This is a genomic window from Streptomyces sp. RKND-216 (assembly GCF_004795255.1).
GTDB classification, from domain to species: Bacteria; Actinomycetota; Actinomycetes; order Streptomycetales; family Streptomycetaceae; genus Streptomyces; species Streptomyces hazeniae.
Window position 1 is genome coordinate 900,864 of sequence record NZ_SSBQ01000002.1, and the last position, 21,245, is coordinate 922,108.

At 70.7% G+C, this 21,245-nt stretch carries 17 protein-coding genes and 1 pseudogene; 8 read left to right on the forward strand and 10 right to left on the reverse strand.

Annotated features, from left to right (window positions below):
* Nucleotides 1-15: 15 nt before the first annotated feature.
* The 4 genes from E4198_RS04105 to E4198_RS04120 form a co-directional block, all read right to left on the reverse strand.
* Nucleotides 16-990 carry a sulfite exporter TauE/SafE family protein gene (locus tag E4198_RS04105; RefSeq protein WP_136181950.1) on the reverse strand — a complete coding sequence of 325 codons (975 nt, stop codon included), beginning with the start codon at nucleotides 988-990 and terminating at the stop codon, nucleotides 16-18.
* Nucleotides 963-1,184, reverse strand: a complete 222-nt coding sequence (locus tag E4198_RS04110) for a hypothetical protein (protein WP_136181951.1) — start codon at nucleotides 1,182-1,184, stop codon at nucleotides 963-965. The genes E4198_RS04105 and E4198_RS04110 overlap by 28 nt, the downstream gene beginning before the upstream one ends.
* Nucleotides 1,185-1,206: 22 nt before the next feature.
* On the reverse strand, nucleotides 1,207-1,362 hold the full coding sequence (locus tag E4198_RS04115; RefSeq protein ID WP_210732773.1) for a hypothetical protein: 156 nt from the start codon (nucleotides 1,360-1,362) through the stop codon (nucleotides 1,207-1,209).
* A gap of 90 nt (nucleotides 1,363-1,452) precedes the next feature.
* On the reverse strand, nucleotides 1,453-2,310 hold the full coding sequence (locus E4198_RS04120; protein WP_210732774.1) for a hypothetical protein: 858 nt from the start codon (nucleotides 2,308-2,310) through the stop codon (nucleotides 1,453-1,455).
* Nucleotides 2,311-2,604: 294 nt separating this feature from the next.
* Here E4198_RS04120 and E4198_RS04125 point away from each other — a divergent pair, with 294 nt between their 5' ends.
* Complete coding sequence (locus tag E4198_RS04125) at nucleotides 2,605-3,105, forward strand: hypothetical protein (RefSeq protein ID WP_247597549.1); 501 nt, start codon at nucleotides 2,605-2,607, stop codon at nucleotides 3,103-3,105.
* Nucleotides 3,106-3,144: 39 nt separating this feature from the next.
* Here the strand turns inward: E4198_RS04125 and E4198_RS04130 are convergent.
* Nucleotides 3,145-3,683, reverse strand: a pseudogene (locus E4198_RS04130) (GNAT family N-acetyltransferase).
* A gap of 276 nt (nucleotides 3,684-3,959) precedes the next feature.
* Between E4198_RS04130 and E4198_RS25135 the strand changes: the two are divergent.
* From E4198_RS25135 to E4198_RS04140, 3 genes are all read left to right on the forward strand, one after another.
* A complete protein-coding gene (locus E4198_RS25135) occupies nucleotides 3,960-4,073 on the forward strand; it encodes a class III lanthipeptide (protein ID WP_199779578.1) in 114 nt (37 codons plus the stop codon).
* 100 nt (nucleotides 4,074-4,173) lie between these two features.
* Nucleotides 4,174-6,867, forward strand: coding sequence for a class III lanthionine synthetase LanKC (gene lanKC, locus E4198_RS04135; protein ID WP_136181953.1), 2,694 nt, complete (start codon nucleotides 4,174-4,176; stop codon nucleotides 6,865-6,867).
* Nucleotides 6,864-8,465: an ABC transporter ATP-binding protein gene (locus tag E4198_RS04140; RefSeq protein ID WP_210732775.1), complete on the forward strand. Its 1,602-nt coding sequence runs from the start codon at nucleotides 6,864-6,866 to the stop codon at nucleotides 8,463-8,465. The genes lanKC and E4198_RS04140 overlap by 4 nt, the downstream gene beginning before the upstream one ends.
* Before the next feature lie 60 nt (nucleotides 8,466-8,525).
* On the opposite strand, the gene E4198_RS04145 is transcribed toward E4198_RS04140, so the two are convergent.
* The 4 genes from E4198_RS04145 to E4198_RS25665 all read right to left on the reverse strand — a co-directional run bounded on the left by E4198_RS04145 (nucleotide 8,526) and on the right by E4198_RS25665 (nucleotide 15,183).
* Nucleotides 8,526-11,582: a LuxR family transcriptional regulator gene (locus E4198_RS04145; RefSeq protein ID WP_136181954.1), complete on the reverse strand. Its 3,057-nt coding sequence runs from the start codon at nucleotides 11,580-11,582 to the stop codon at nucleotides 8,526-8,528.
* A 245-nt stretch (nucleotides 11,583-11,827) separates the two neighbouring features.
* Nucleotides 11,828-12,484: a response regulator transcription factor gene (locus E4198_RS04150; protein ID WP_136181955.1), complete on the reverse strand. Its 657-nt coding sequence runs from the start codon at nucleotides 12,482-12,484 to the stop codon at nucleotides 11,828-11,830.
* Nucleotides 12,472-13,596 (reverse strand): ATP-binding protein, encoded by a 1,125-nt coding sequence (locus E4198_RS04155; protein ID WP_136181956.1) that lies wholly within the window; start codon nucleotides 13,594-13,596, stop codon nucleotides 12,472-12,474. The genes E4198_RS04150 and E4198_RS04155 overlap by 13 nt, the downstream gene beginning before the upstream one ends.
* Before the next feature lie 633 nt (nucleotides 13,597-14,229).
* Nucleotides 14,230-15,183, reverse strand: coding sequence for a DUF4232 domain-containing protein (locus E4198_RS25665; RefSeq protein WP_136181957.1), 954 nt, complete (start codon nucleotides 15,181-15,183; stop codon nucleotides 14,230-14,232).
* A 10-nt stretch (nucleotides 15,184-15,193) separates the two neighbouring features.
* On the opposite strand from E4198_RS25665, the gene E4198_RS04165 reads away from it, so the two are divergent.
* A complete protein-coding gene (locus E4198_RS04165; RefSeq protein WP_136181958.1) occupies nucleotides 15,194-16,528 on the forward strand; it encodes a DUF3592 domain-containing protein in 1,335 nt (444 codons plus the stop codon).
* A 355-nt stretch (nucleotides 16,529-16,883) separates the two neighbouring features.
* A complete protein-coding gene (locus tag E4198_RS25295; protein WP_281727960.1) occupies nucleotides 16,884-17,012 on the forward strand; it encodes a DUF6408 family protein in 129 nt (42 codons plus the stop codon).
* A 54-nt stretch (nucleotides 17,013-17,066) separates the two neighbouring features.
* Here E4198_RS25295 and E4198_RS04170 read toward each other — a convergent pair whose 3' ends face one another.
* The gene (locus E4198_RS04170) at nucleotides 17,067-19,181 is read right to left on the reverse strand and encodes a DUF2075 domain-containing protein (protein WP_168711505.1); all 2,115 of its coding nucleotides are present in this window, start codon (nucleotides 19,179-19,181) and stop codon (nucleotides 17,067-17,069) included.
* 406 nt (nucleotides 19,182-19,587) lie between these two features.
* Here E4198_RS04170 and E4198_RS04175 point away from each other — a divergent pair, with 406 nt between their 5' ends.
* Complete coding sequence (locus E4198_RS04175; RefSeq protein ID WP_136181959.1) at nucleotides 19,588-20,424, forward strand: vWA domain-containing protein; 837 nt, start codon at nucleotides 19,588-19,590, stop codon at nucleotides 20,422-20,424.
* Nucleotides 20,421-21,242 carry a protein phosphatase 2C domain-containing protein gene (locus E4198_RS04180; protein ID WP_136181960.1) on the forward strand — a complete coding sequence of 274 codons (822 nt, stop codon included), beginning with the start codon at nucleotides 20,421-20,423 and terminating at the stop codon, nucleotides 21,240-21,242. Before E4198_RS04175 ends, E4198_RS04180 begins: the two co-directional genes overlap by 4 nt.
* Nucleotides 21,243-21,245 lie beyond the last annotated feature (3 nt).

Consider the following 21,245-nt stretch of genomic DNA (forward strand, 5'->3'; position numbering starts at 1 on the left):
CCTCCGGTGGCGTGCTCAGCGGCGTGTGGTGGGCTCCGACCGTTCCGGGTCCGCGTCCGGGTCCGGGTCGGTGGCGGTGCGGTCGGCGGCCTTGGCAGGCCTGGCCCCAGCGGCTTCCCGGCGGCGGCGCAGGGCGGGGACGGCGAACATGCGGAACGACGCGAAGGCGACGAGGGCGCCGCAGGCGATCAGGATGACCGGGCCGGGGACTCCCCAGAGCGACAGCGCCGAGCCGAGCAGCAGGGTGGCGAGGATCCACGTCAGCACGTCGTCGCGGGTGCGGGTGGCCAGCTTGGCGCCCAGGTAGATGCCGGGGATCGCGCCGAGCAACACGGTGCCGACCAGGGCGATCTTGGCGTCGCCGAACAGCAGGTGGCCGAGGGCGGCCGAGGCGACCAGCGGGATGGCCTGCACGAGGTCCGTGCCGACGAGTTCCTGGGCGCGCAGCCGCGGATGGGTGAGCATCAGCATGACGATGATCAGCGAGCCGGAGCCGACCGAGGTGACGCCGACGACGAGGCCGCCGACCAGGCCGACGATCAGCGTCGGCACCGGCTTGAGGCGGGTCGGCTCCGTCGACGGCAGGGCGTTGCGGCGGCGGGTGAGCATGCTGCGCGCCACCATCCCGGCGAGGGCCAGCAGCAGTGCCGCACCGATCGCCAGTTCGAGCCTGTGCTGCACCTCCTCGCCCTCACCGAAGAGGCTGATGAGCCACGCACCGGCGAACCCAGCGGGCACGGCTGTGGGCAGCAGCCACTTCACGATGTCCCAGCGCACCGTCCCGGCCTTGTGGTGCACGTAGGCGCCGACCGGCTTCATCGCCACCGAGGCCGCCAGGTCGCTGCCGACGGCGGCAGTGGGGTTCACCCCGAAGACGAGCACCATGATCGGTGTCATCAGGGCCCCGCCACCCATACCGGTCAGCCCGACCGAGATGCCCACGAGGGCCCCGGCAACGATCATCAGCCATGAGAGATCCACGGACGGCATCGTGGCATGCCGGGCCCGGAGGGGCCACGGCGGTCCCACCACACGGACCGCGCGTCGCGGCGGGTGGCCAGGCGGTCGCCGTGCGCGGTGGGACCGCCCGACGCCCCGGTCACCAGCGGGTACGCCTGTTCGCCGCCCCACAAGCGCGCCGCGAGCGTCGCGGCGTCGAGGGCGTCGTCCGTGATCCCGGTCACGAGGATCGGGGGTGGACGAGTGCTACCCCTCCGCCCAGGTCTCCGGGTCGAGTCGGCTGACCAGGTGGTAGTCGATCCGCACGTCGCGGTGGTCGGACGGCCCGTCGATCCTCGCCGGCAGGTTGCGGCGCTCGCTGCGGGACTCGGACTTCCGGCCGGGCGAACCGTGGAAGCGCACCACCGTCTCCGGCCGCGTGTGGAAGCGGAGCTCCCGCGCATCGACGCGTGAGGCGAAGGCGATGTCGTCGTCCCCTGAGGCGCCCCACTTTCACGGCGGCCGTGCGCGGCGTTGCGCGCCGCGCGTGCGGGAACCGCGCTGTGCGGCGCTCTTCCGCGCCTCGCCCGGAGCAGCCTTTCCCCGTGCGGCCTTCTTTGCCGCGCCCCGAGCGGCCTTCTTCCCTGTGTCGGGCCCCGCCTTCTTGGCGCCCCGGCCGGCTTCCCCCGCCGCTTCGGCCGTCTCCTCGCCGACGTCCTCCACGGCCTCCCCAGCGCCCCCACCGACATCCTCCACCGCTTCGCCGGCGCCCCCACCGACATCCTCCACCGCTTCGCCGGCGCCCCCACCGACATCCTCCACGGCCCGGCCCGCGCCCTCGCCAACGGCCTCCGCAGCCCCGCCGGCGCCCCGGCCCACATCCTGCACCGCTCCCCCGGCGCCCTCGCCGACCTCCTCCACGGCCTCGCCGGCTCCGCGTCCCAGCTCGCCGACCGCCTGCCGTCCTCCCTCCCCCAGCTCGCGAGCGGCCTCGCCGACGCCGGACGTGATCTGCTCCAGGATCTGCGGGTTCCGGTCGATCGTGCCGAGCACACTGCCGACGATCTCGGCGACGTTGTCCAGCCGCACCTTCAGCAGCGCCTGCGCCTCGACGCCCTTGATGTCCAGGTGCACCCGCCCCAGTTCGACGTCGGCTCCCACACTCAGCTTGAGGAGGTCCAGCACCTCGGCCCGCAACGCCACCCGCGCCCGCAGGTCCTCGACCTCGAGGCTGATCTCGTCCACCGACAGCCCGGGCACGTCCAGCAGCACATCCGGATCCTCTGCCCGGGGCTTCACCGCCCCGGAATCCTCCGGCTCCCCGTTCTCCTCCGTCGAGGGAATGTCCTCGTACTCGGCCTCGGAGTCCATACGCGCTACCCGGCTCACTTCTCGGGGTCACTGTGTCCTGTTTTTCAGCATAAGCACACATGTGCGCACGCGCGTCCGAGGCGTAGGCAGGCCGCCCGCGCCCCCGTCGCGGCGCTGCCGACGGCCCGGCCGACGGGCCCCTCACGTGCGCCCCGACCGGCCCGGCGAGCGAACGGCCGGCGCCTTCTTCCGCTGCGTGATCCACTCACGCAAGGGTCCTCGCGCGGGGAGGCCGATCGCACGTCGGCCAAGGGCGGCGGGTACCGGCGCCGGAAGATGAGGGAGAACACAAGCATGCGGGTGCCGAAGTCGATCCCCCGGGACTACGACATCGTGGACCGCCGGGTCCCCCGGGTCCACGGCGGCAAGGCGGGCGTGTCACCGCACCGCGCCGTCACCGAGGCCGTGCTGGCCCGGGTCGACGATCCGCAGACGAGGTTCGTGTTCGTCAACACCCACTACGTGGCCGGGGCCTGGAACGGCAAGGACGACCCCCACGAAGGGTGGCGGGACGACATGTGGGGGCGTCACTTCCGGGCCCGCCGCGACGACGTCATCGGCCACTGGCGTTCACGTGGCTTCCCCGTCATCTGGACCGGTGACGTGAACCGCTCCCCGATGCCGCTCCTGCTCCCGAACCACGAGAAGCGCGCCTTCTCAAGGGGCATCGACCAGATCGGCTGGGTGCCCGGCACCAACGGCACCAAGATCCGGCTGCAGCGGACCAAGACCGTCCCGATGCACGTGGACTCCCAGGACGCCCGCGTCGCCATCCTCCAGATCCGGCGCGCCTGAACCGTTGGTACGGCCGGCGGGGCGCCCACCCCGCCGGCCTCAGCCGGAGGCCGTGACGGGAGCGCGCAGGCCGAGCCACTGCTCGGCGTCCCGGCCCGGAAGCGCTCCGCCTCGGTGAACCCCAGCTTCGCCGCGAGGCGCATCGAGCCGACGTTGGCAGTCTGCGTGGCGAGTACCACTGGCTCACCGGGAAGGACGCCGTCGAACCAGTCGAGTGCCGCTGCGCAGGCCTCGGCGGCATACCCGCGTCCCCACGCGCGCCGCAGGAGCAGGTAGCCGAGGTCGACCTTCCCCACGGCGGCGGGGCGAAGGGGCTCTGTGTTTCTCCTGAGCAGGATGCGACCGATCATCGCCCCGTCGTGGGCAACGACGAAACGCCCGGGCCACCGCCCGGGCACCTCGGGCATCTCGCGTTCGAGTTCGTCACGTGGACGAGGGCCGCCGAGGTAGGTGTGCACCTCGGGCGAGGCGTGCAGTTCGACGAACGCCGCACGGTCCCGGGCTTCCGACGCACGGAGCACGAGCCTCTCGGTCCGGATCGGTGCGGGTGGCCAGGTGACGGGTCCGAGAGCGGTCATGCCGCCAGTCGACCAACCGGATCAGCCGTGATCAAGGCTCACGGAGGCCGTCTTCGCCCCCTTTCCCTCCCTGCCACGTCCAGGTGGGCCTCCCCCGCACTCCGGGTCCGCCCGCCCGGCCACCGGCCTACCGGCGGGTGTTCGGCGAAAGTGCGGGCCGGAATATGGGGGGTGATCTCCCATGTGCGGGTGCGGTCCAGGTCGTTGACTCGTGCTCGGCCACTTCCGGCCGGTCACAGCAGCGCGCTTGGCGCACCCAACCGAGGAGATGAACTGATGAGCGTTCTGAAGCTCCAGAACCTGCAGCCGCGGACCACCAGCAACCACGCGGCCGGCCCCGTGAGCGTGTCGAGCAGCCACAGCAGCTGCTGCGTCACCGACCCGAAGTGATCTGACGGCGTCGGGGCGGGACCGCGCCGGGGTCCCGCCCCGACGCCGGCTTGTTTCCCTCCGCCGCCACGGCGGCCCCCCGGACCACACAGAGGTCGACATGCGCAACGAACGCTGGGTCAACAGATTCCTCTTCGCCTGGAACGACACGCTCTTCTTCGACCCGCTGGAGTCGCACTACGAGCCGAGGAAGGACCACTTCCTCACCACGCTGGACGACCGGGTGCGGGCGCGGTTCCTCCGGCACGGCATCTGGTGGAGTCACCGGCTCAACCCAGCCCTTCCCGCCCAGGGCTGGAAGATCCACGTCTCCGCGCACCACCGGAACGTACGCGAGGTCGCCGCTTCGGCCCTCGCGTACCTGACGGCGCACGAGGTCGACTTCAAGATCGCTCTGGACCTCAACATCTTCGAGATGCTCAGTTCCAAGGCCATGTCCCGCGGCAGCGGTGGCAAGTTCATCACCGTCTACCCCCGGGACGTCGACGAGTTCCGGAAGGTGCTGTCCGACCTCGACGGCATCCTGGAGGGCGCCGAGGGCCCGTACGTACTCTCCGACATGCGGTACCGGGACAACAAGGCGCTGTACTTCCGCTACGGCCAGCTCCTTCCCACCGACGCCGTCGATGCGCTCGGCCGGCGGATGCCGCACATCGTCTCGCCGGACGGACCCGTCGCCGACGACCGTCGCCCCGTCTACTCCCAGCCCTGGTGGGAGCCCTGGCCGTTCGACGACTGGAAGCCCGCGGACGAGACCGAGGACGAGGAGCTGCTGGACGGCCGCTTCCGGGTCACCGGCGCACTGCAGTTCTCCAACAGCGGCGGGGTGTACACGGCCGAGGACACCGCGCACGGCGACCGACAGGTGGTCCTCAAGGAGGCCCGCCCCCACACGAACGTCAATCCGCGCCGCGACCACGACGCCGTGGACATCCTCGCCCGCGAGTGGACCTTCCTGAACCGGCTGTCCGACGTCGGCTCCTACCCGGCGCCCATCGCCACGTTCCGCCACTGGGAGCACGCCTACATCGCCGAGGAGTTCGTCGACGGCTCCGACATCCGTTCCGTCCTCCTGGAGCACAACCCGCTGGCCAGGCCCGGCTTCGACATCGAAAAGTCCCGGCACTTCCTGCGGATGTACCTCACCGTCTTCCGCGGACTGGCCCGTGCCATCCACGCCGCGCACGAACGCGGCGTGATTCTGGGCGACTTCACCGCCGCCAACCTGCTCATCGACCCGGACACCTACGAGGTGACCATCGTCGACCTGGAGGCCTGCCGGCTCTCCGGAACCGGGGAGGGCGGCGAGGACGGCGAGGAGGAACTGGAGAAGCCCGTCGAGCTGTTCACCCCGGGATTCAGCCTCTCCCGCAGCCTGTTCGAGAAGCACGGCACGGAGGGCGACCTGTTCGGGCTGGCCACCACCATGGCGTACTTCGTCTTCCCGATCGCGGCCATGTCCCACCTGCGCGCCGACGTGCTGGACACCTACCGGATCTTCACCGACAAGCTCTGCTGGCCGGCCCGCATCCACGAGCTGATCACCGGCCTGGCGGCGGCGCGCATCGGCCTCCCCGAGGTCGTCGAGGAGCTGGCGGACCAGGAGAGCCTGCTCGCCCAGGTACGCGCCGCACCGCCGCGGAAGCCCGTGGTCACCGGCGACCTCGGCCTGCTGGACGCCGAGACGGGCGTCGCCGCGTTCGTGGAAGCCGTCGCCGACCCCGCCCTGCCCACCCTCTTCCCCGTCGACCCGTTCGCCCACATCAGCAATCCGCTGAGCCTCGGTTTCGGCGCGAGCGGGGTGCTGTGGGCGCTGAACGCCTCCGGCGTGCCGATACGGCCCGAGTGGCGCGGCTGGCTCGACGACCGGCTCTCGGACCTCGACGTGGCCGGGTACCCGGACGGCCTCATGAGCGGCCTGTCCGGCATCGCCTGGGCCGCCGACTCGCTCGGTCTGAAGGCGCACGCAGGAGAGCTGCTGGCCCAGGCCAACGCCCGGGCCTCGGAGGGAGACGACTACACCTTCTACTACGGCCTCGCCGGCCTGGGCATGACGAACCTGCGCTTCTTCCTGCGCAGCCGCGACCCCCGCGATCTCGCCGCGGCCCGGAAATGCGCCGACGTGCTGCAGGCCACCGTCCGGCGCGAGGGCGAACACGCCTACTGGGTCAACGACTTCACGAAGGACGACCCCTTCACCGGTCTCGGTTTCGGCCAGGCCGGGGTGGCGATGTTCCTGCTGCGGATGCACCAGGTGACCGGCGAGGAAGGCTGGCTGAAGCTCGGACGGGCCGCACTGGCCTGGGAGATGGCCCATGTCAAGCCCCTCGAGGACGACCTGGTCATGTTCGAGCACGAGGGCACCCTGGAGCCGTACGTCGAAGTGGGTTCGGCGGGCGTGGCGCAGGTGCTGCTGCGCTACGGCGACCTGGACGCCGCACGGACGATTCTGCGGGGGCTGGACATCAGGCAGTCGGTGCTGGCCGGATACACCTTCGGGCTCAGCGGCGTCGCCGACGCCCTGCTCGACGCGGCGGAGGTCACAGGCGACACGACCTACCGGCACACCGCGCTCCGGCAACTCGACTTCGTCCGGCGGGTGTTCCTCTTCGAGCCCGCCGAGCGGTTCGCCCTGCCGCGCCCCGAGGGAGTGCCCCTGCTGGGCGTGCCGGGCGAGGGACTGCTGCGCTGCGCGTGCGACTACTCGACGGGCTCGGCGGGCGTGCTCCGCGCCCTCCACCGCGCCAACCACGGCGGTGGCGGCGACTTCCTGCTGGACGAGGTGGTCGCATGAACGCGCTGTGGTACACGCTGCGGGGGCACCGGACCCGCTTCGTCCTGGTCACGCTCGCCGAGGCGGCGATGAGCGGGCTCGAAGCCCTGCTGCATCCGCTCATGCTCAAGGCGCTGTTCGACCAGGCGATCGTGGCCGGCGACTTCCGGCGCTTCCTCCTCCTCGGCTGCGGCTACCTGGCGCTGGGGCTCACCCTCAACATCGGCGCCTACTGGGCCTCCTGGTGGCGCAAGCACTGCGAGAACGCGTTCATGCTGGTGCTGCAGACGGAACTGCTGGAGCGGGCCCTCGCCCTCGACGGGCGCACCATGTCGGAGAAGGGCAGCGCGTCCTACGTCAGCCGCATCCACAACGACGCCCACGAGGGCGTCCTGCCGGCGATCGACGTGTGCATCCGCATCGCGAAGCAGGCCGTCGCGTCCGTCGTGTTCATCGGGGTGCTGCTGTACCTGTCCTGGCAGGCCAGCCTCATCCTGCTGATCATCGTGCCGCCGCTGGTGCTCGTCAGCAACCGGCTCGCCAAGAAGATCGAGACCAACACCGACCCCGAACGGGAGGCGGAGGCCGGGTACATCGAGAAACTGACCCGGACGCTCCAGTCCTTCCACGCGCTCCGCGGTCTGGTCATGCTCCAGCCTCGGACCCGCGCGGTGAACCGGCAGGCGCTCCGCGGCTTCCTCGGCCTCACCTTCGTCAACTACCGGCTGGCGCTGAAACAGCGGACCCTCAGCGACCTGGTGATGAACCTGTCCGACACCGCCTCCATGATCATCGGCGCGTACTTCGTCTTCGCCGGCAAGATGACGTTCGGCAGCTTCCTCGCCTTCGTCAACTCGTTGTGGCGTGCGGTCACCGGCATCTTCGACCTCATCAACATGATCCCGCAGACCCGCCGGAGCGCCGCCGTGCTGAAGCGCATCGAGTCGCTGCGCGCGTCCCGGCCGGTCCCCTACCACGAGGAAGGCGCCCTGGTCGTGGTCGGCGGGGCGCGGATCGGCTTCGGCGACGGGGCGGAGGTCTCGGTCGCCGACTTCACGCTGGCCCCCGGCGAACGCGTGCTGCTCCGCGGCCCCAACGGCTGCGGCAAGACCACGCTCCTGCACCTCATCGCCGGAACGCTCGCCCCGGACACCGGGACGGTGACCCTGCCGCGCCGGGTGGCGAGCCTGACCGCCCCCGTGAACCTGCCGCCCCTCCCCGTTCGGGACCTCGTCGTCGACGAGCAGCTCCGGGCCACGATGGGCCTGGAGTCCCTCGCCTGTCAGCTGCCCTCGGAGCTGTCGTCCGGCCAGCGGCAACGGGTGGGGATCGCCGCCCTGCTGTGCGAGGAGGCCGACCTCTACCTCGCCGACGAGCCGTTCGCCAACCTGGACGAGGAGAGCAGGGAACTGGTCCTGCGGACGCTGCTGGAACGGACTGCGGGAGCCGGCCTGCTGGTCGTGCACCACGGGGACGGCGACCTCGACGGCCGGTTCGACCGGGTGGCGAACCTGGCAGCACCCGCCCCTGCGGGAGACGGCGGGGAAGCCCGTCCCGAGACCGCAGGCCGGGACGCGGGGATGCCGGTCGGCGCTCCGGGCGCGAGCTCGGTGAGCTGAGGGAGGGGCCGGCGCGGCGAGGCCGCCGCGCCGGCCCCTCCCTCTACGGAGAGGTCCGGCTCACGGCGCGGAACGCCGCGCTCTCCGTGAGGACTCCGGTCCCGGGAAGCCGGACCCGCCGTACCCAGAGGACCCACCGGATCCGCCGTACCCAGCGGTCCCGCCGGCCCCGGCGAACCCGCCGGGGAGCTCGCAGGCGGCCGCGGCGAAGGCCCCCCGATCCGGGTGGCCGGTCTTCTGCAGGAGGCTGGACACGTGCTTCTCGACCGTGCGCAGGGAGATGCAGAGCCGGGCGGCGATGTCCTTGTTGCGGATCCGGTCCGCGAGCAGCCGGGCCACCTCGAACTCCCGGGCCGTGATCCCGTACCGGCGCAGCGCCGGGGGCACGCTCCCGGTGCCCGAACGCCGCTGCCGGACCGGCGCACCCAAGCCCCGCAGCAGCACCCGGCAGGCACCGGCGACCGCGGGGACGCCCGCACCGTGGAAGTAGTCCTCCGCCTCCCTCAGCCAGTCCACGGGCGCGCCCCAACCGTGGTCGTACGCCGACTGCGCGACGAGGCGCCGGCACAGGGCGCGGGCCACGGGATGCGGCGCGGCCGCCTCCAGGGCGTCGGCCGCGGCGGCGGTCGCCTCGGCCGCCCGCCCCTCACGTCCCAGCAGCACGGCGTGCGCCATGCCCGCGAACTGCCGGTTCCAGCGCGTGCCGGCGGCGCTGAGGGCCACCACGCTCGCATGGTGCGGCCACGCCATGCGCCCGGACAGCACCCCCAGCAGCAGGACGATGCCGTACCGGCCGAAGTCGCCGCTCGACGGGTTCTCCGCGTCGTACACGAGCGCGTGCGCGAACTCGCGTTCGGCGACGTCGTGCCGCTCCTCCAGCAGCGCGCAGAAGGCGCGCGCCAGCCCGTACGACATCGGCAGCGCTCCCGGCGCCGCGTCGGCCAGCGGGGCGAGGGCCTCCAGCGCCTCCTCCATGTCGTCCCGTCGGCCCTGGTGGGCGTGGCGCACCGCCTCCGCCAGCCACAGTTCGGCCAGGGACCGCCCCAGTCGCAGCCGCGTCGCATCGGCGATCCGCTCACGGATCCGGGCTCCGACCGACTCGAAGTCGCCGCGATGGATCTGTTCGAGGGCCAGGAGGAGGTCGGCCTCGTGGACGAGCGGCACGGCACCGGTGTGCAGCGCCTCCTGCCGGGCCTCTTCGAGGCGGGTGAGGTCTCCGTCGACGCGCGAGGTGAGCGCGGCCAGACCCACTTCGGCCTCCGCCGCGAGGGCGGGAATCCGGTGCGTGTGAGCGAGCACGCGCGCCCGTGCGAGGTGTCCGGCCGCGGCCTCCCCGTCCCGTTGCAGGAGCACGCGCGCCAGCACCAGGCGTGCCCGCCCGGCCAGTTCCGGGAGGTCGGCGCGCCCAGCCGCCGCGAGACCGCGGCGTGCCAACTCCGCCGCGGTACGCATCCGTTCCGGTGCGCGTCTGCTCAGTTCCACCTGCGCGGCCGTCACGTCCACGAGGGCGGCGCAGGCGTCCGAGGGCGCGTCCCCGAGCAGCCAGCGGGCGATGTCCAGGTGCCGCTGCGCCTCCGACGGCCGTCCAGCAAGGTCCGCGACGCCGGCCAGCCGCGCGTGGAGCCCCGCCCTGCGCAGGGCCGGCACACCCAGGCCGTCCGGGCAGGTGGGGCCGGTCGCCGACGCGGGGAGCCGGTCCAGCCTGCCGGAGCGGGCGACGGCGTCGAGTAGGAGTTCCAGCACGTCCGCGCGCTCTTCGGGCGTGCTCGCGTCGTCGGCGAGTTCCTGTGCCCGGGCGAGCAGGTCCACGGCCCGGTCCAGCGCGCCCTCGGACAGCGCCCGCCTCCCCGCCTCGCCGTACAGGCGGACGGCCTCGGCCCCGTCGCCCGCGCGTTCGTGCAGTGCGGCGGCGTGCCCGCACCACGCCCCGGGCAGTGCCGGGTGCAGGTCAGCGAGGGCGCGGACCGCGCGGCGCGCGTACCCGGCCCGTTCGCCGGGCCCGACGCCGCCGAGCACCGCACCCGCCACCAGCGGGTACCGGAAGGCGTACCAGGGGGCTCCCCCTGCGCCCGGCGGTGCGAGCAGCGCGGCGGCGACGCCCTCGTGCAGGAGCGCGGACAGTTCGGCGTGCGTACAGCCGAGCGCGTGCTGCACCACCGCCACCGGAAAGCGCCCGCCGAACACCGCCCCGGTACGCATCAGTTCCACACCCGCCGGGCCCAGCCCCTCCATCCGGCGGCGGACGCTCTCCACCACGGCTGCGGGCGCTGCCGGCGCCCCGGCGCCGGAAACTCCGCGGGAGTGGTCGTGCAGCCACTCCCGGACGACGAACGGCAGGCCGCCGCAGTCCGTCACCGCCCGGTCGACCAGGTCCGGGTCGGCCTCCTCCGGGCTGACGCCCTGTTCGGCCGCGACGAGAAGGCGCACCTCCGCACGGTCCAGGGGGCGCAGATCGAGGGTCGTGGCCGTGCCGCGCTGACGCGCCCGGAAGGCCAGGCCCGCCGCGGCACACGCCTGGCGCCCGACGGTGAGCAGGAGGACGACGGGCTCCCGCTCGACGTGCTCCAGCAGATACTCCACGGTCGCCAGCGTCGCCGGGTCGGCCTCGTGCAGGTCCTCCAGCACGAGCAGGCAGCCCCGGCCCCGGCCGACCAGGGCGAGGAGCCGCAGCACGGCCTCGGCGACCATGAGCGACGAAGACGCCGCAACTCCCGGAACCCGCGCGTCGGGCAGCAGCCGGGCGAGCGCCGGCGCGTACGGCCCCAGAGCCTCGTGGCCGGGCAGCAGCCCGGCCCGGCCCAGCGACAGCAGCGCCTCCACCAGCGGCTGGTACGGGGCCTGCCGGCACGAGGCGTGCGCGTCGAGCGCCCGCGCCCGACCCCGCACCGCGACCATGTGGGCCTCCGCCGCGACGTCGACGGCTTCGGCGGCGAGCCGCGTCGTGCCCACACCGGGGTCACCGGTGACGAAGACGGCCCCGCCGCCGCCCTGCCGTGCCGCAGCCAGAGCGCTCTGGATCTGTTCCCGCTCCGCCTCCCGGCCGACGAGGGGCACGCGCCCCCTGCGGGGGGCGGGACGGCCGGCGGCGGCAACGCTGCCGAGGTGGGGAGTCGTCATCTGCCTCTCCTGACACGGGGACGCACGAGGGCCGGGCGAGCCGTCCCGTACGGTCCGGCTCCGGGTGCCCGCTCAGGCGGCGCACCGGAGCGTGCCCGGGACGTCGTCCGGTCGCGGAAGGCGGCGGCCGGCGCCGGACCGCAGGTTCGGGGAATTCCCGTCCGGCACCGCCGACGGGCACGACGATAGGAACGCGCTCCCCCTGTCTCCAGCCGTCTGTTTGGGGGGCTTGCGCGGGAAGCCGGCTACGTCTCGAGGCGGTCCTCGAGGCCGTCCTCGCGGACCCGCCGGGCCAGATCGATCTTCGTGTACGCGGGACGCCCGGCCTGCCGGTACTTCGCCTTGACCCGGTCCAGGTAGTCCTTCGCCGTGTGCGCGGTGATGCCCGCGCGCCGCGCGGTGGCCTTGAGCGTCATGCCCGAGGCGTAGTCGAGGAGGACCTGCCGCTCCCGGGGCGAGAGCCGGGGGCGGCCTGGGCCGTCGTCGTGGGCGCAGGCGAAGGCGAGCTCCGGGGAATGGACGCTGCGGCCCGCGGCGACGTCCTCGATCGCGGAGACCAGCGTCGGCAGATCGTGGTCCTTGGTCAGGTATCCGTCGGCGCCCGCCCGGACCGACTCGACGATCCGGCGGCCGTCCGGGACGGTGCTGATCACCAGCACCCGGCTCCCCGCGCCCACCAGCCGGCGGATGTTGTCGGACGGGTCCGAGTCGTCCCGCAGCATCAGATCAAGGAGGACGACGTCCGGCGCCGGGCGTACCGGGCCCTGCGCACCGAGGAGTTCCGCCACCGTCGCGGCGGTCGCCACCAGCCGCAGCCCGGGCACACCGGCCAGCCAGGACCGCATGCCGTCGAGCAGCATCCGGTCGTCGTCGACCACGGCGACCGAGATCAGCGCGGCCATCGCAGCTCCACCCGCACACCCTCACCGGGTGCCGTGTCCACGGTCGCACTGCCGTCCACCTCGGCCATGCGGGCGCGGACCGAACCGCGCAGGCCCATACCGGGCGCGTACCGCTCCGGGTCGAAGCCGGGCCCGCGGTCGACCACGGTGACGACCACCTCCCCGCCGCCTTCGCCGCCCTCCGCGCCTTGCCCGCCGTCGTCCGCGCTTCCGGCCGCCGTGAGATAGGCGTGACCGGTGCCGGCGTGGCGCCGCACGTTGTTCAGTGCCTCCCGCACCGCGTCACCGAGCGCCGCGGCCACCTCGTGCGGCACGTCCGGGAGACGGTGGTAGCGCGCCGTCACCCGCAGCCCGAGGCTCTCCGCGCAGCCCACCGCCTCCTCCAGGGCCGCACCGATGCGACGTTCGGGCACCTCGTCGGCCGTCTGCTCGATCAGCCTGCGCAGGTACGCGGCCTCGCGCCCGCACCGCTCGCGCACCTGGGCGGCGTTGGCGTCGATGCCACCGGCGGCGAGGGTGGTGAGCGTGGCGAGCACGGTGTCGTGCAGCTTCCGGTGGTGCTCCAGCCGTTCGGCATAGCGCGCCTTGTGCGCCTCGGCGGCCAGCGCACGCGCGTTGGCGTCGTCGAGCAACTGCCCCTGCCGGCGCAGGTACCACCAGAAGACCCAGGCCATCACGGCGGACGACAGCAGCGAGTTGACGTGCCCCACGTGGACCGCGGGCCCGGCCCCCACCATCTGGTAACCGACGAGGTGGGTCACCACCAGGAGCAGCACCGCGGCCGGCACGTGCAGGCGTTCGAAGGCGATGGCCGCCGTGGCGCTCGCGGAACCGCCCAGCAGCATCGCCCATCCGATGGTGGAGGGCTCCGGCACCCCGCCACCCGCCCACAGGACGAACGGCAGCGCGCAGCCGACGACGAGGACGTCCGCCCAGACGTGCCACCGGCGGAACCAGCCGTGCCGCAGCGCCGTCCCGTAGCTCAGCGCACTCAGCCCCAGCGCCACGGCGAGCATGGCGCTGTGCAGCGGACGGTCCCGCTGGTACTTGGTGACGGCCACGACTCCGGCCGTCAGGTGGCTCGCCCGGTACAGCAGGGTGGCCAGGATCATGAACGACTGGGCACGCTGCAGCCCCGACCGGACCTCCGGCTTTCCACCCGGTATGCGTAAGCGCAGGATCGGCACGAAGCCCACTGCCACGACACGCCCCCTCCCCGTGGCGGCTCCCTCGGGCCCGTCTGCCGCCCTGCGCAGGCCGGGGCCCGTCCACAAGCGTCGCTGTCCCCGCACATTCTGCCCGCCGCCGATGCATACGCCAGGTCGCACCCGCACGGGCCATACCACCGGGGCTGCACGCGGATCACCAGTCTCCCGCCAGCGCCACCGCAGCCACCACCACTCTTCCGACGGTGGCACGCCGCCGCTATCCGGGTGGGATTCACCCATGCCCGGTGAGGGCGCGCGCAGTTGGGTGAGCCCATCCAGGGGGACGGCGCCCGCTCCGGGGTCCCCGCAGGGCGCGGTTTCCCAGAATCCGACGGGGGAGGTGATCCGGGTGAGTGTCCTCAGACTGCAGAACCTGCAGCCGCGTACGACGACCCATGCCGCCGGCGTGGCGAGCATGACCAGCAGCGCCAGCCACTGCTGCAACCGGCCAGAGCAGAGGTGAACCCGTCTCCGTGCGGGGGCGCCGCGGCCCCGCACGGAGGCGCGCCCCGGTCGAGGCCCTGCCGCCGCCCGGCGTCAGGTGGAGGCGGTCAGCGCACCGACCGTGAAGGTGTCACCGCACACCCGGACGGCGTCCGTACGGAGCGTCAGGGCGTCCAGCGAATCCGGCGGATAGACCTTGAGCAGGTCCGGGCGCTTCCAGCACCCGGCCTCGTCGACACCCTTGTTCACGGTGTGCAGCGTGGCATGGGCGGCCTGCCCCGGCTCGAGCTCGACGACCGTGCCCTGCTCTCCCTCACGATCCGCCGGCTCGCCGATCTCGCCACCGTCCCGCTGGATCAGCGAGACGCCGGGAAACCCCCTGAGCTCGCAGGCCCCTTCGCCGACATTGGTCAGCTTCAGGTCGTAGTAGACGTTCCCGGCCGCGGCGTCGGCCTTCGCCACCGCAGGCTTCAGGTCCTTCGCGGCACACCGGAGGAGCCCGTCCGGGCCGGCGCCCGTCCCGTCGAGAGCGCCGCCGCCTCCGGCGGCGGCTGCACCGTCCTCGCCCTTCCCGGAGCCTCCAGGCTGCGACGAACCGTTGTCACTCCCTCCGCCTTCACCTGCCGAAACGGAGGAAGCGGAGGTGTCGGCACCCGTGTCGTCCGTGCCGCACGCGGTCACGCTCCAGGCCAGGGCCGCCACCACCCCGAGGACCACCGAGGCTCGTCCGAACCCGCTCCGGCGAACCGTTCGGCGCCGGCCGTCTCGTGTCATCGCGTCACCGTCCATACCGCCATCCGTTCCCACCCGTGCCCCCGGCACGCATGGACTACCCGTGCTCTGCAACAGTAAGAGTCCCGTCAGCAGGCTGACGGGAGCCGACGGAGGATCGCAGGGAGGGTGACTGCCCCTCGGGTGGACCGTCATCGCGGGAGGGGGCAGGTAGATGCCGGGGAAACTCACGCGGAGGGGGTCATGTGGCCGACGGCCGGAGGCCCTTGTCCGCCGACTCGCTTCCGCCTGGCTGGTGTTCGCAGGACTCGGCATACTCGCCGCCGTGGCGCGCGTCCTGACCGCCTACCACGCGCCCCTCCCACGGTGGGATCTGATCGCCTGCTTCGTGGTCGCGGGCCTGGGCGTGACGGGGTGCCTGGTCACGGTCAGAATCGGCCGCTGCACCGATCTGGGCAGCCCACCACCGCACCGGTGGTGGCCCGATCCGCGCGCCACCAGCATCGGCTGGCCGCTGGCCGCCTGGTTGCTGACTCTGGCCACCATCGCGTTCTCGATGACCGCGTACTCCACGGACGCGGGACGCGTCGCGGCCGCGGGCCACACGTTCAAACAGGTCAGCGTCGTGGAAGTGATGTCATCAAGACACATGTCCGGGCGCCACGTCTCCGGATACGAGACCGAGATTCGTGCCCAGGTGCAGTTCTATGACGGCAGTGAGAAGATCACCTCGGAGTTCACCTCGCCCAGGGCGCTCCAGCCGGGTGACCGCATCTGGGCACTCTACGCACCGTCCGCACCCGAGGCAGGGGCCCTCCTGCACAGCAGTCGCACGGTCCTGGAGCGGGAGTTGGGTGGGCCGCTCGGCGGTTCATTGGGAACCTTCATCGTGCTGCTCCCCTACGTGATGTGGCTGTTCCGCGCTGGGAGGGCCACTGGCGGGTGGCTTCCGGTCTCCTTGGCGGTCGCACTCCGCCTGGGCCGGGTCCAGTCGTGCGCCGTGAGGGCTGTCGGGGGCACGGCGATCACGCTGCTCCCTCCCGCCACCACAACAGGCGAGGGTCGGGAAACGGCACCGAAGGGCGGCACGAACGATCGGGAGCCACAACTACGGCCTTGCCTCACGCTCGAGACGGCTGACGGGACGCCGTTGACGGTCGCACTCGACCACGAGATCGATGCGGTCGCTCTGGCTGCCGCACTCGCCTCTTCGGGTCCGGACTCGTCTCTGACGCTCTACTGGATGAAGACGCCCGCCGTCGGCACCACCGTGACCAGCGTCAGCCGGGACCTCACAACGGTCGATGGTGCCCTCATCGTCAACGCGGACCGCGCACTACCGTGCTGGGTGATCTCCGGCGAGGTCAGTGATCCGACCACCGGGAAGCCGGTTCCGGCAGCCGAGGCGACGCAATGGGCCGAACTCCCCAAGCTGGCGCGCTTCCCCCCGTGGAACCCCTCACTGCACACCGCAGCGCTCGTCACCCTCCTGCTCACCTGTCTGCTGCTCGGCGTCATCGCCATCGGGGTAGGTGTGGTGTGGACGATCATTCTCGCGGTGGTCGCGCTCCTCTTGCCTCTTGTTGCCGCCGCTGCCCCCACCCTGCTTCGCCAGGAAAGGCTGGAAGCCCTCACCAACGCCAGAGGTCGGAGCATCTGACCTTCCAGCACCCGCCCCAGGCCCACCCAATTCCACGACACAAGGGCACATGACAGCTCGGGAGAGGACGGAGCCGTCTTCGCCCCCTCTCACCAGCCCACCCTGGCCTGGTGAGGCTTCTGACGCACCCGTTGAGGAAGCAGCTTCAAAGAACCGCGCCACGGCGGTCTCACGTGTGCACTATTGTTGATCTCGCTGCTCGCACCTTCCCGGAGGGTACGTCAGCGGTGTTCTGTGAGGCCTTTCCAGGTCGTGTGGGACGAATGGTCTCCATCGCGTGTTGCACGCGGTGTGACTGCGGATGCCCGGTAGGGCGGTCCCTGCCATTCCCTCTCACACCAAGGAGTGGTGACACGTGAACCCCGTTGAGTACAAGGCAGCACGTCGGATGCGACTTCGTCGGATCCTGGTGGATGTCGCCGTGGGCGTCATCGCCAACCTCGTGGTGGCGTCGCTGACCGTAGCAGCGCGCCTGGTCATCTGACGCGGGCACGTGGCGGGCCCGGTGAGCCCGCCACCTCCCACTCCGCATCTGCGCTCAGAACAGTGTCGGTTGCTCCGTCGATCCGGTCCCCTTGTTCTTACGACGAGATTGGCGCCGTCCGCGCCGCGGCCGTGGCAACGGCGGCTTCCGCAGCTCTCGCGGCAGGTTCTCCCACGTGGGACGGAGTCCGTGTATCCGAATCTCACCGACCCGGTCCTTCAGATAAGCCCGGGTCTCCTCGTCGGTCGAGTAGATCACCGTCGCTCGGCTCGCACGGGTGAGCAGCACGTGATAGGCGTGCCGCACGAGTCTGCGGAACTCCTCCTCCCCTACGCTTGAAGCCCTCACCTTGGGATCGAACGACCCCGGCACACGGACGCGTTTGACCTCAGCGTCGGGGCAGGTGTACTCCTCACCTCGCCGGAACACCCACTGGCCGTCGCGGCGCACCATGTCATCGCCCATGATCACACCGCACCAGTCCCATTCGAGGCCCTGAGCTGTGTACACACACCCGATCTGGCCGAGACCCTTCTCGTGGACGGACCAGATCTTCGACGGGGGCGCACCGTTCTCGCAGTACACGTCGGTCTTGGCATTCCAGGGGCGATGCCAGTCGCCGATGCGCACATCAGCCTCCAGTCTCTTCTCCTCGCCGACAGGTTCCGTCCACGGCCAGCAGTAACCCGCCACCATCCGGGCCGAGGCGCCGGCGAACGCTTCGGTACGGATGATCTGCTCGAGTTCTCCCGGAGTGTCGACAACTTCAACGTGCATGAGCCCGTCCGGGGTCCACTGCTCTGGCTCCTCGGCCGTGAGACCGAGCACCGCTTTCACCCAGCGGATGTAGGCGTCACTTCCGCCGCACCGAAACTGCTCTCGCAGTCGATACCGCTTAAGGTGGGCGTCTCGTCGCTCAGCCGCCGCCTCGATGAGTTCGACGGTGCCGACCTCCTTCGGTCGAACGGTCTGTTGCTCGTCGAGGAAGAAGACCGCCAGGCGACAGGCGTCGAGAAGCTCGTCCACCTGGGGCTGTGTGCCTTGCCTCTCCGGGGGCCAGAATCGGTTGTACGACCGTTCTCGCAGCCGATGCGCCTCGTCGCAGATGAGGACGTCCAAAGGAGGGTCCGGCGGCGTGACGTAGTTGGAGAAGTAGGTGAACGTCTCCTGGAACTCCCTATCACCGAAGCCGACGTGTTCTTGCATCGCTCCGTTGAAGGCCCGACTGCCGCTGGCGTAGTTGACCGTCCTGCCTTGGCTCTCCAGGTCGGCCTTGAGCTGGAGGGCTACCGCGCTCTTACCCGTACCTGCGCCTCCGGTCACGAGAAAGATCACGCGCCGCTCGTCCTGGATGAGAGCCGGGTTCCGGAGATCCGGGAGGACCTTCGAGGCAGCGGTCATGATCTCCTCGGCGACCAACCTCTGCCGGCCTCGGAGAGTGAAAACCGTGTCCTCTCCGTTCGACCAGATCATGGCGTCCAGCAGACGATCGCTGTGTAAGCCCATCCTGGACAGAAGAATCTCCGCCTCTGTCGGACCGCCGTCGGCGGCGAAGTGCGTTCGCAGGTCGGCCTGAAGTGCCTTACGTGCATCGCCGGTGTACACACCTGCGTAGGCGCCGGTCGGAGCGTCGATGTCGATCAGAGGCCGAACGGACTCGTCCGTGGCGTTGTGGAGGTAGGCGAAGCCGCCGCACTCGAAGTCGAGACCGTTCAGCGGACCCCGGTGGCCGGTGAAGTCATGGAACTGTGCGCGCAGTTGCAGGGCCGGATGCTTCTTGACGCCCATCCCCGGGACCTCGACCAGGTCGGCGGCTGCCTTCTCCACTCTGGTGACCGTCGACCAGCGCTTCAACTCCACCAGTTGGACGGAGAGGTTGTGGGCTTCAGGGTGACGCCCCACCAGGACGACGTCGATGAGCCGCGGGCCGCCTGGACGGTCGCTCTCGTCGAGAGTCGCGCCGCACTCCACGATCATTTCGACGTTTCCCCGGTCGGCGGCGACCAGGTCGGTGGCGAGGTTCACCAGACTCTCCGCCCACGCCGAGCGTTCGGTCTCCGAGGCGTCACTGCCGCGGAAGTGCCGCCATCGGGCGGCGAGATGCGGCACCATCCGGCGCCGGCGGTTCAGAGTGAGCAGATCCTGCGCTGCCAACCTCAGCAGGAGCATGGACACGAGGAGGTTCCCCCAGGGCACGAGTGACTCGTGCGGGTGGGGGCATGTCCCTGGGGAAGCCCATCGGGCCGCAACCGGTACGGATGATCCTACGGAGTCGCGCGCTCACCAGCACCGCCAGGTCACCAGGGAGGTCGTGAACTTCTCTCGAAAGCGGAGCTCGGGGTCTGTTTTTGAGGCTCTGTACCGACGACGCACAGCCTCAACAGCATCCGCTGGCCGGAAACCGTTGGTTGTGGCGGACAAGTGGCCTCCGAGGTCGGCGACCTCCTCTACCTCTACGATGCCGCGCAGGAAGAACCGATAGTCTGACCATTAGTCAGGAAGGACAGACCCCGGCCATTCGCGCGCCAGCCCGGGCGTCGCCCTTCGTAGCCACCGGGGAAGGGACAGCACCGGCATGCCCTACACAGCGGAGATCAGCCGCACCAGTCCGACCTGCTTCATCTTTCTGGTCGACCAGTCCACCTCGATGTCCGATCCGATCGGTGGAGACGACCCCAACAAAAAAGCGGACGTGGTGGCCGACGCCATCAACCGGCTTCTGACCGAACTATCGGTCAAGTGCGCCAAGGAGGAAGGTGTACGCGACTATTTTCACATCGCGGTGATCGGCTACGGAAGCACCGTGGGCTCCGCATTCCAGGGAGAGCTCACCGGACGCGATCTGGTACCTCTGAGCGAGGTAGCCGACACGCCAGCGAGGATCGAAACCCGAGCAAAGAAGGTGCCGGATGGCGCCGGAGGACTGGTCGAAACTTCGGTGCAGTTCCCGCTCTGGATGGATCCCGTCGCCCAGGGCGGAACTCCGATGAACCGCGCACTCAAATACGCCGAGGGGCTCGTCGCGAACTGGGTCGAGCGCTTCCCTCAGAGCTTCCCGCCAATTGTTCTCAATCTGACGGATGGAGAGGCGAACGACGGTGATCCCGCTCCGTCTGCCACCGCGGTCACCTCGCATGCGACAGCGGACGGGTCGGTGCTGTTGTTCAACTTGCACGTCTCCGATGCCGGCGGAGCTCCCAGCGCGTTCCCCGACTCTGACGCTGACCTGCCAGATGATTACGCTCGCGCGCTGTTCGCCATGTCGAGCCTCCTGCCCACGCACATGCGTTCCTACGCCGCCTCGCAAGGGCAACGCGTGAGCGAGAGCACCCGTGGATTCGTGTACAACGCCGACGTCACCTCTGTGGTCCAGTTCCTCGATATCGGCACCCGCGCCACCGAACTCCGGTGACCTCGAACGGTCTCTACCTCACGCAGCTCATTGCGCCAAAGCACGGCAGCAAGGAATCCGAATGCGAAGATGCCGTACACGTCGTTCCCGCTGCGTCATTCGACGAACTCGTGGACTCTCCGCTGGCCGTGGGCGTGGCCGACGGGGCGACGGAGAGCCTCCTGGCGAAGGACTGGGCACAGATGCTGGCCCGGTCCGCCGCCCAGCATGCCTGGGAGGACGAACAGATCCTGCTCGGTGGTGCTGCCTTCGAGTCCTTCGCTCTATCGACAGTCTCGCTCTGGGAACCGTGGCTCGAGAAGTACACCGCGGAACGCGTCACCAGGGAAAATCCGCTTAAGTGGTACGAACGCACCAAGCTAGGCGCCGGAGCATCCGCCACCTTTCTCATGCTGCGCATGGACCCGGTGCCAGAAGGTGGCTGGCTATGGCGGTGCGCCTCGTTGGGTGACAGCTGTCTCTTTCACGTCCGTGACGGAAAGATACTCAGGTCGTTCCCGGTCGAAGAAGCCCACGAGTTCGGCGTGACTCCAGATCTTTTCAACAGCCTGAACCGCAACAGCACGCTGATCGCGGCTCGAACCATGTTCACCGAAGGCGCCTGCGAGGCGGGAGACCGTTTACTCCTGATGACCGATGCCCTCGCTCACTGGTTTCTTTCAGCCACGGACCACGAGAGCGTTCTCGGTGAACTGTCGGAGTTCTCGGGCCCTCACGATGCATGTCGCTTCTCTGACTGGCTCCGGAGTCTTCGCTCGGAGGGTGTGCTCCAGAACGACGACGTGGCCGTCGTGCGCATCGATGTCGAAGGGCGGTGAACA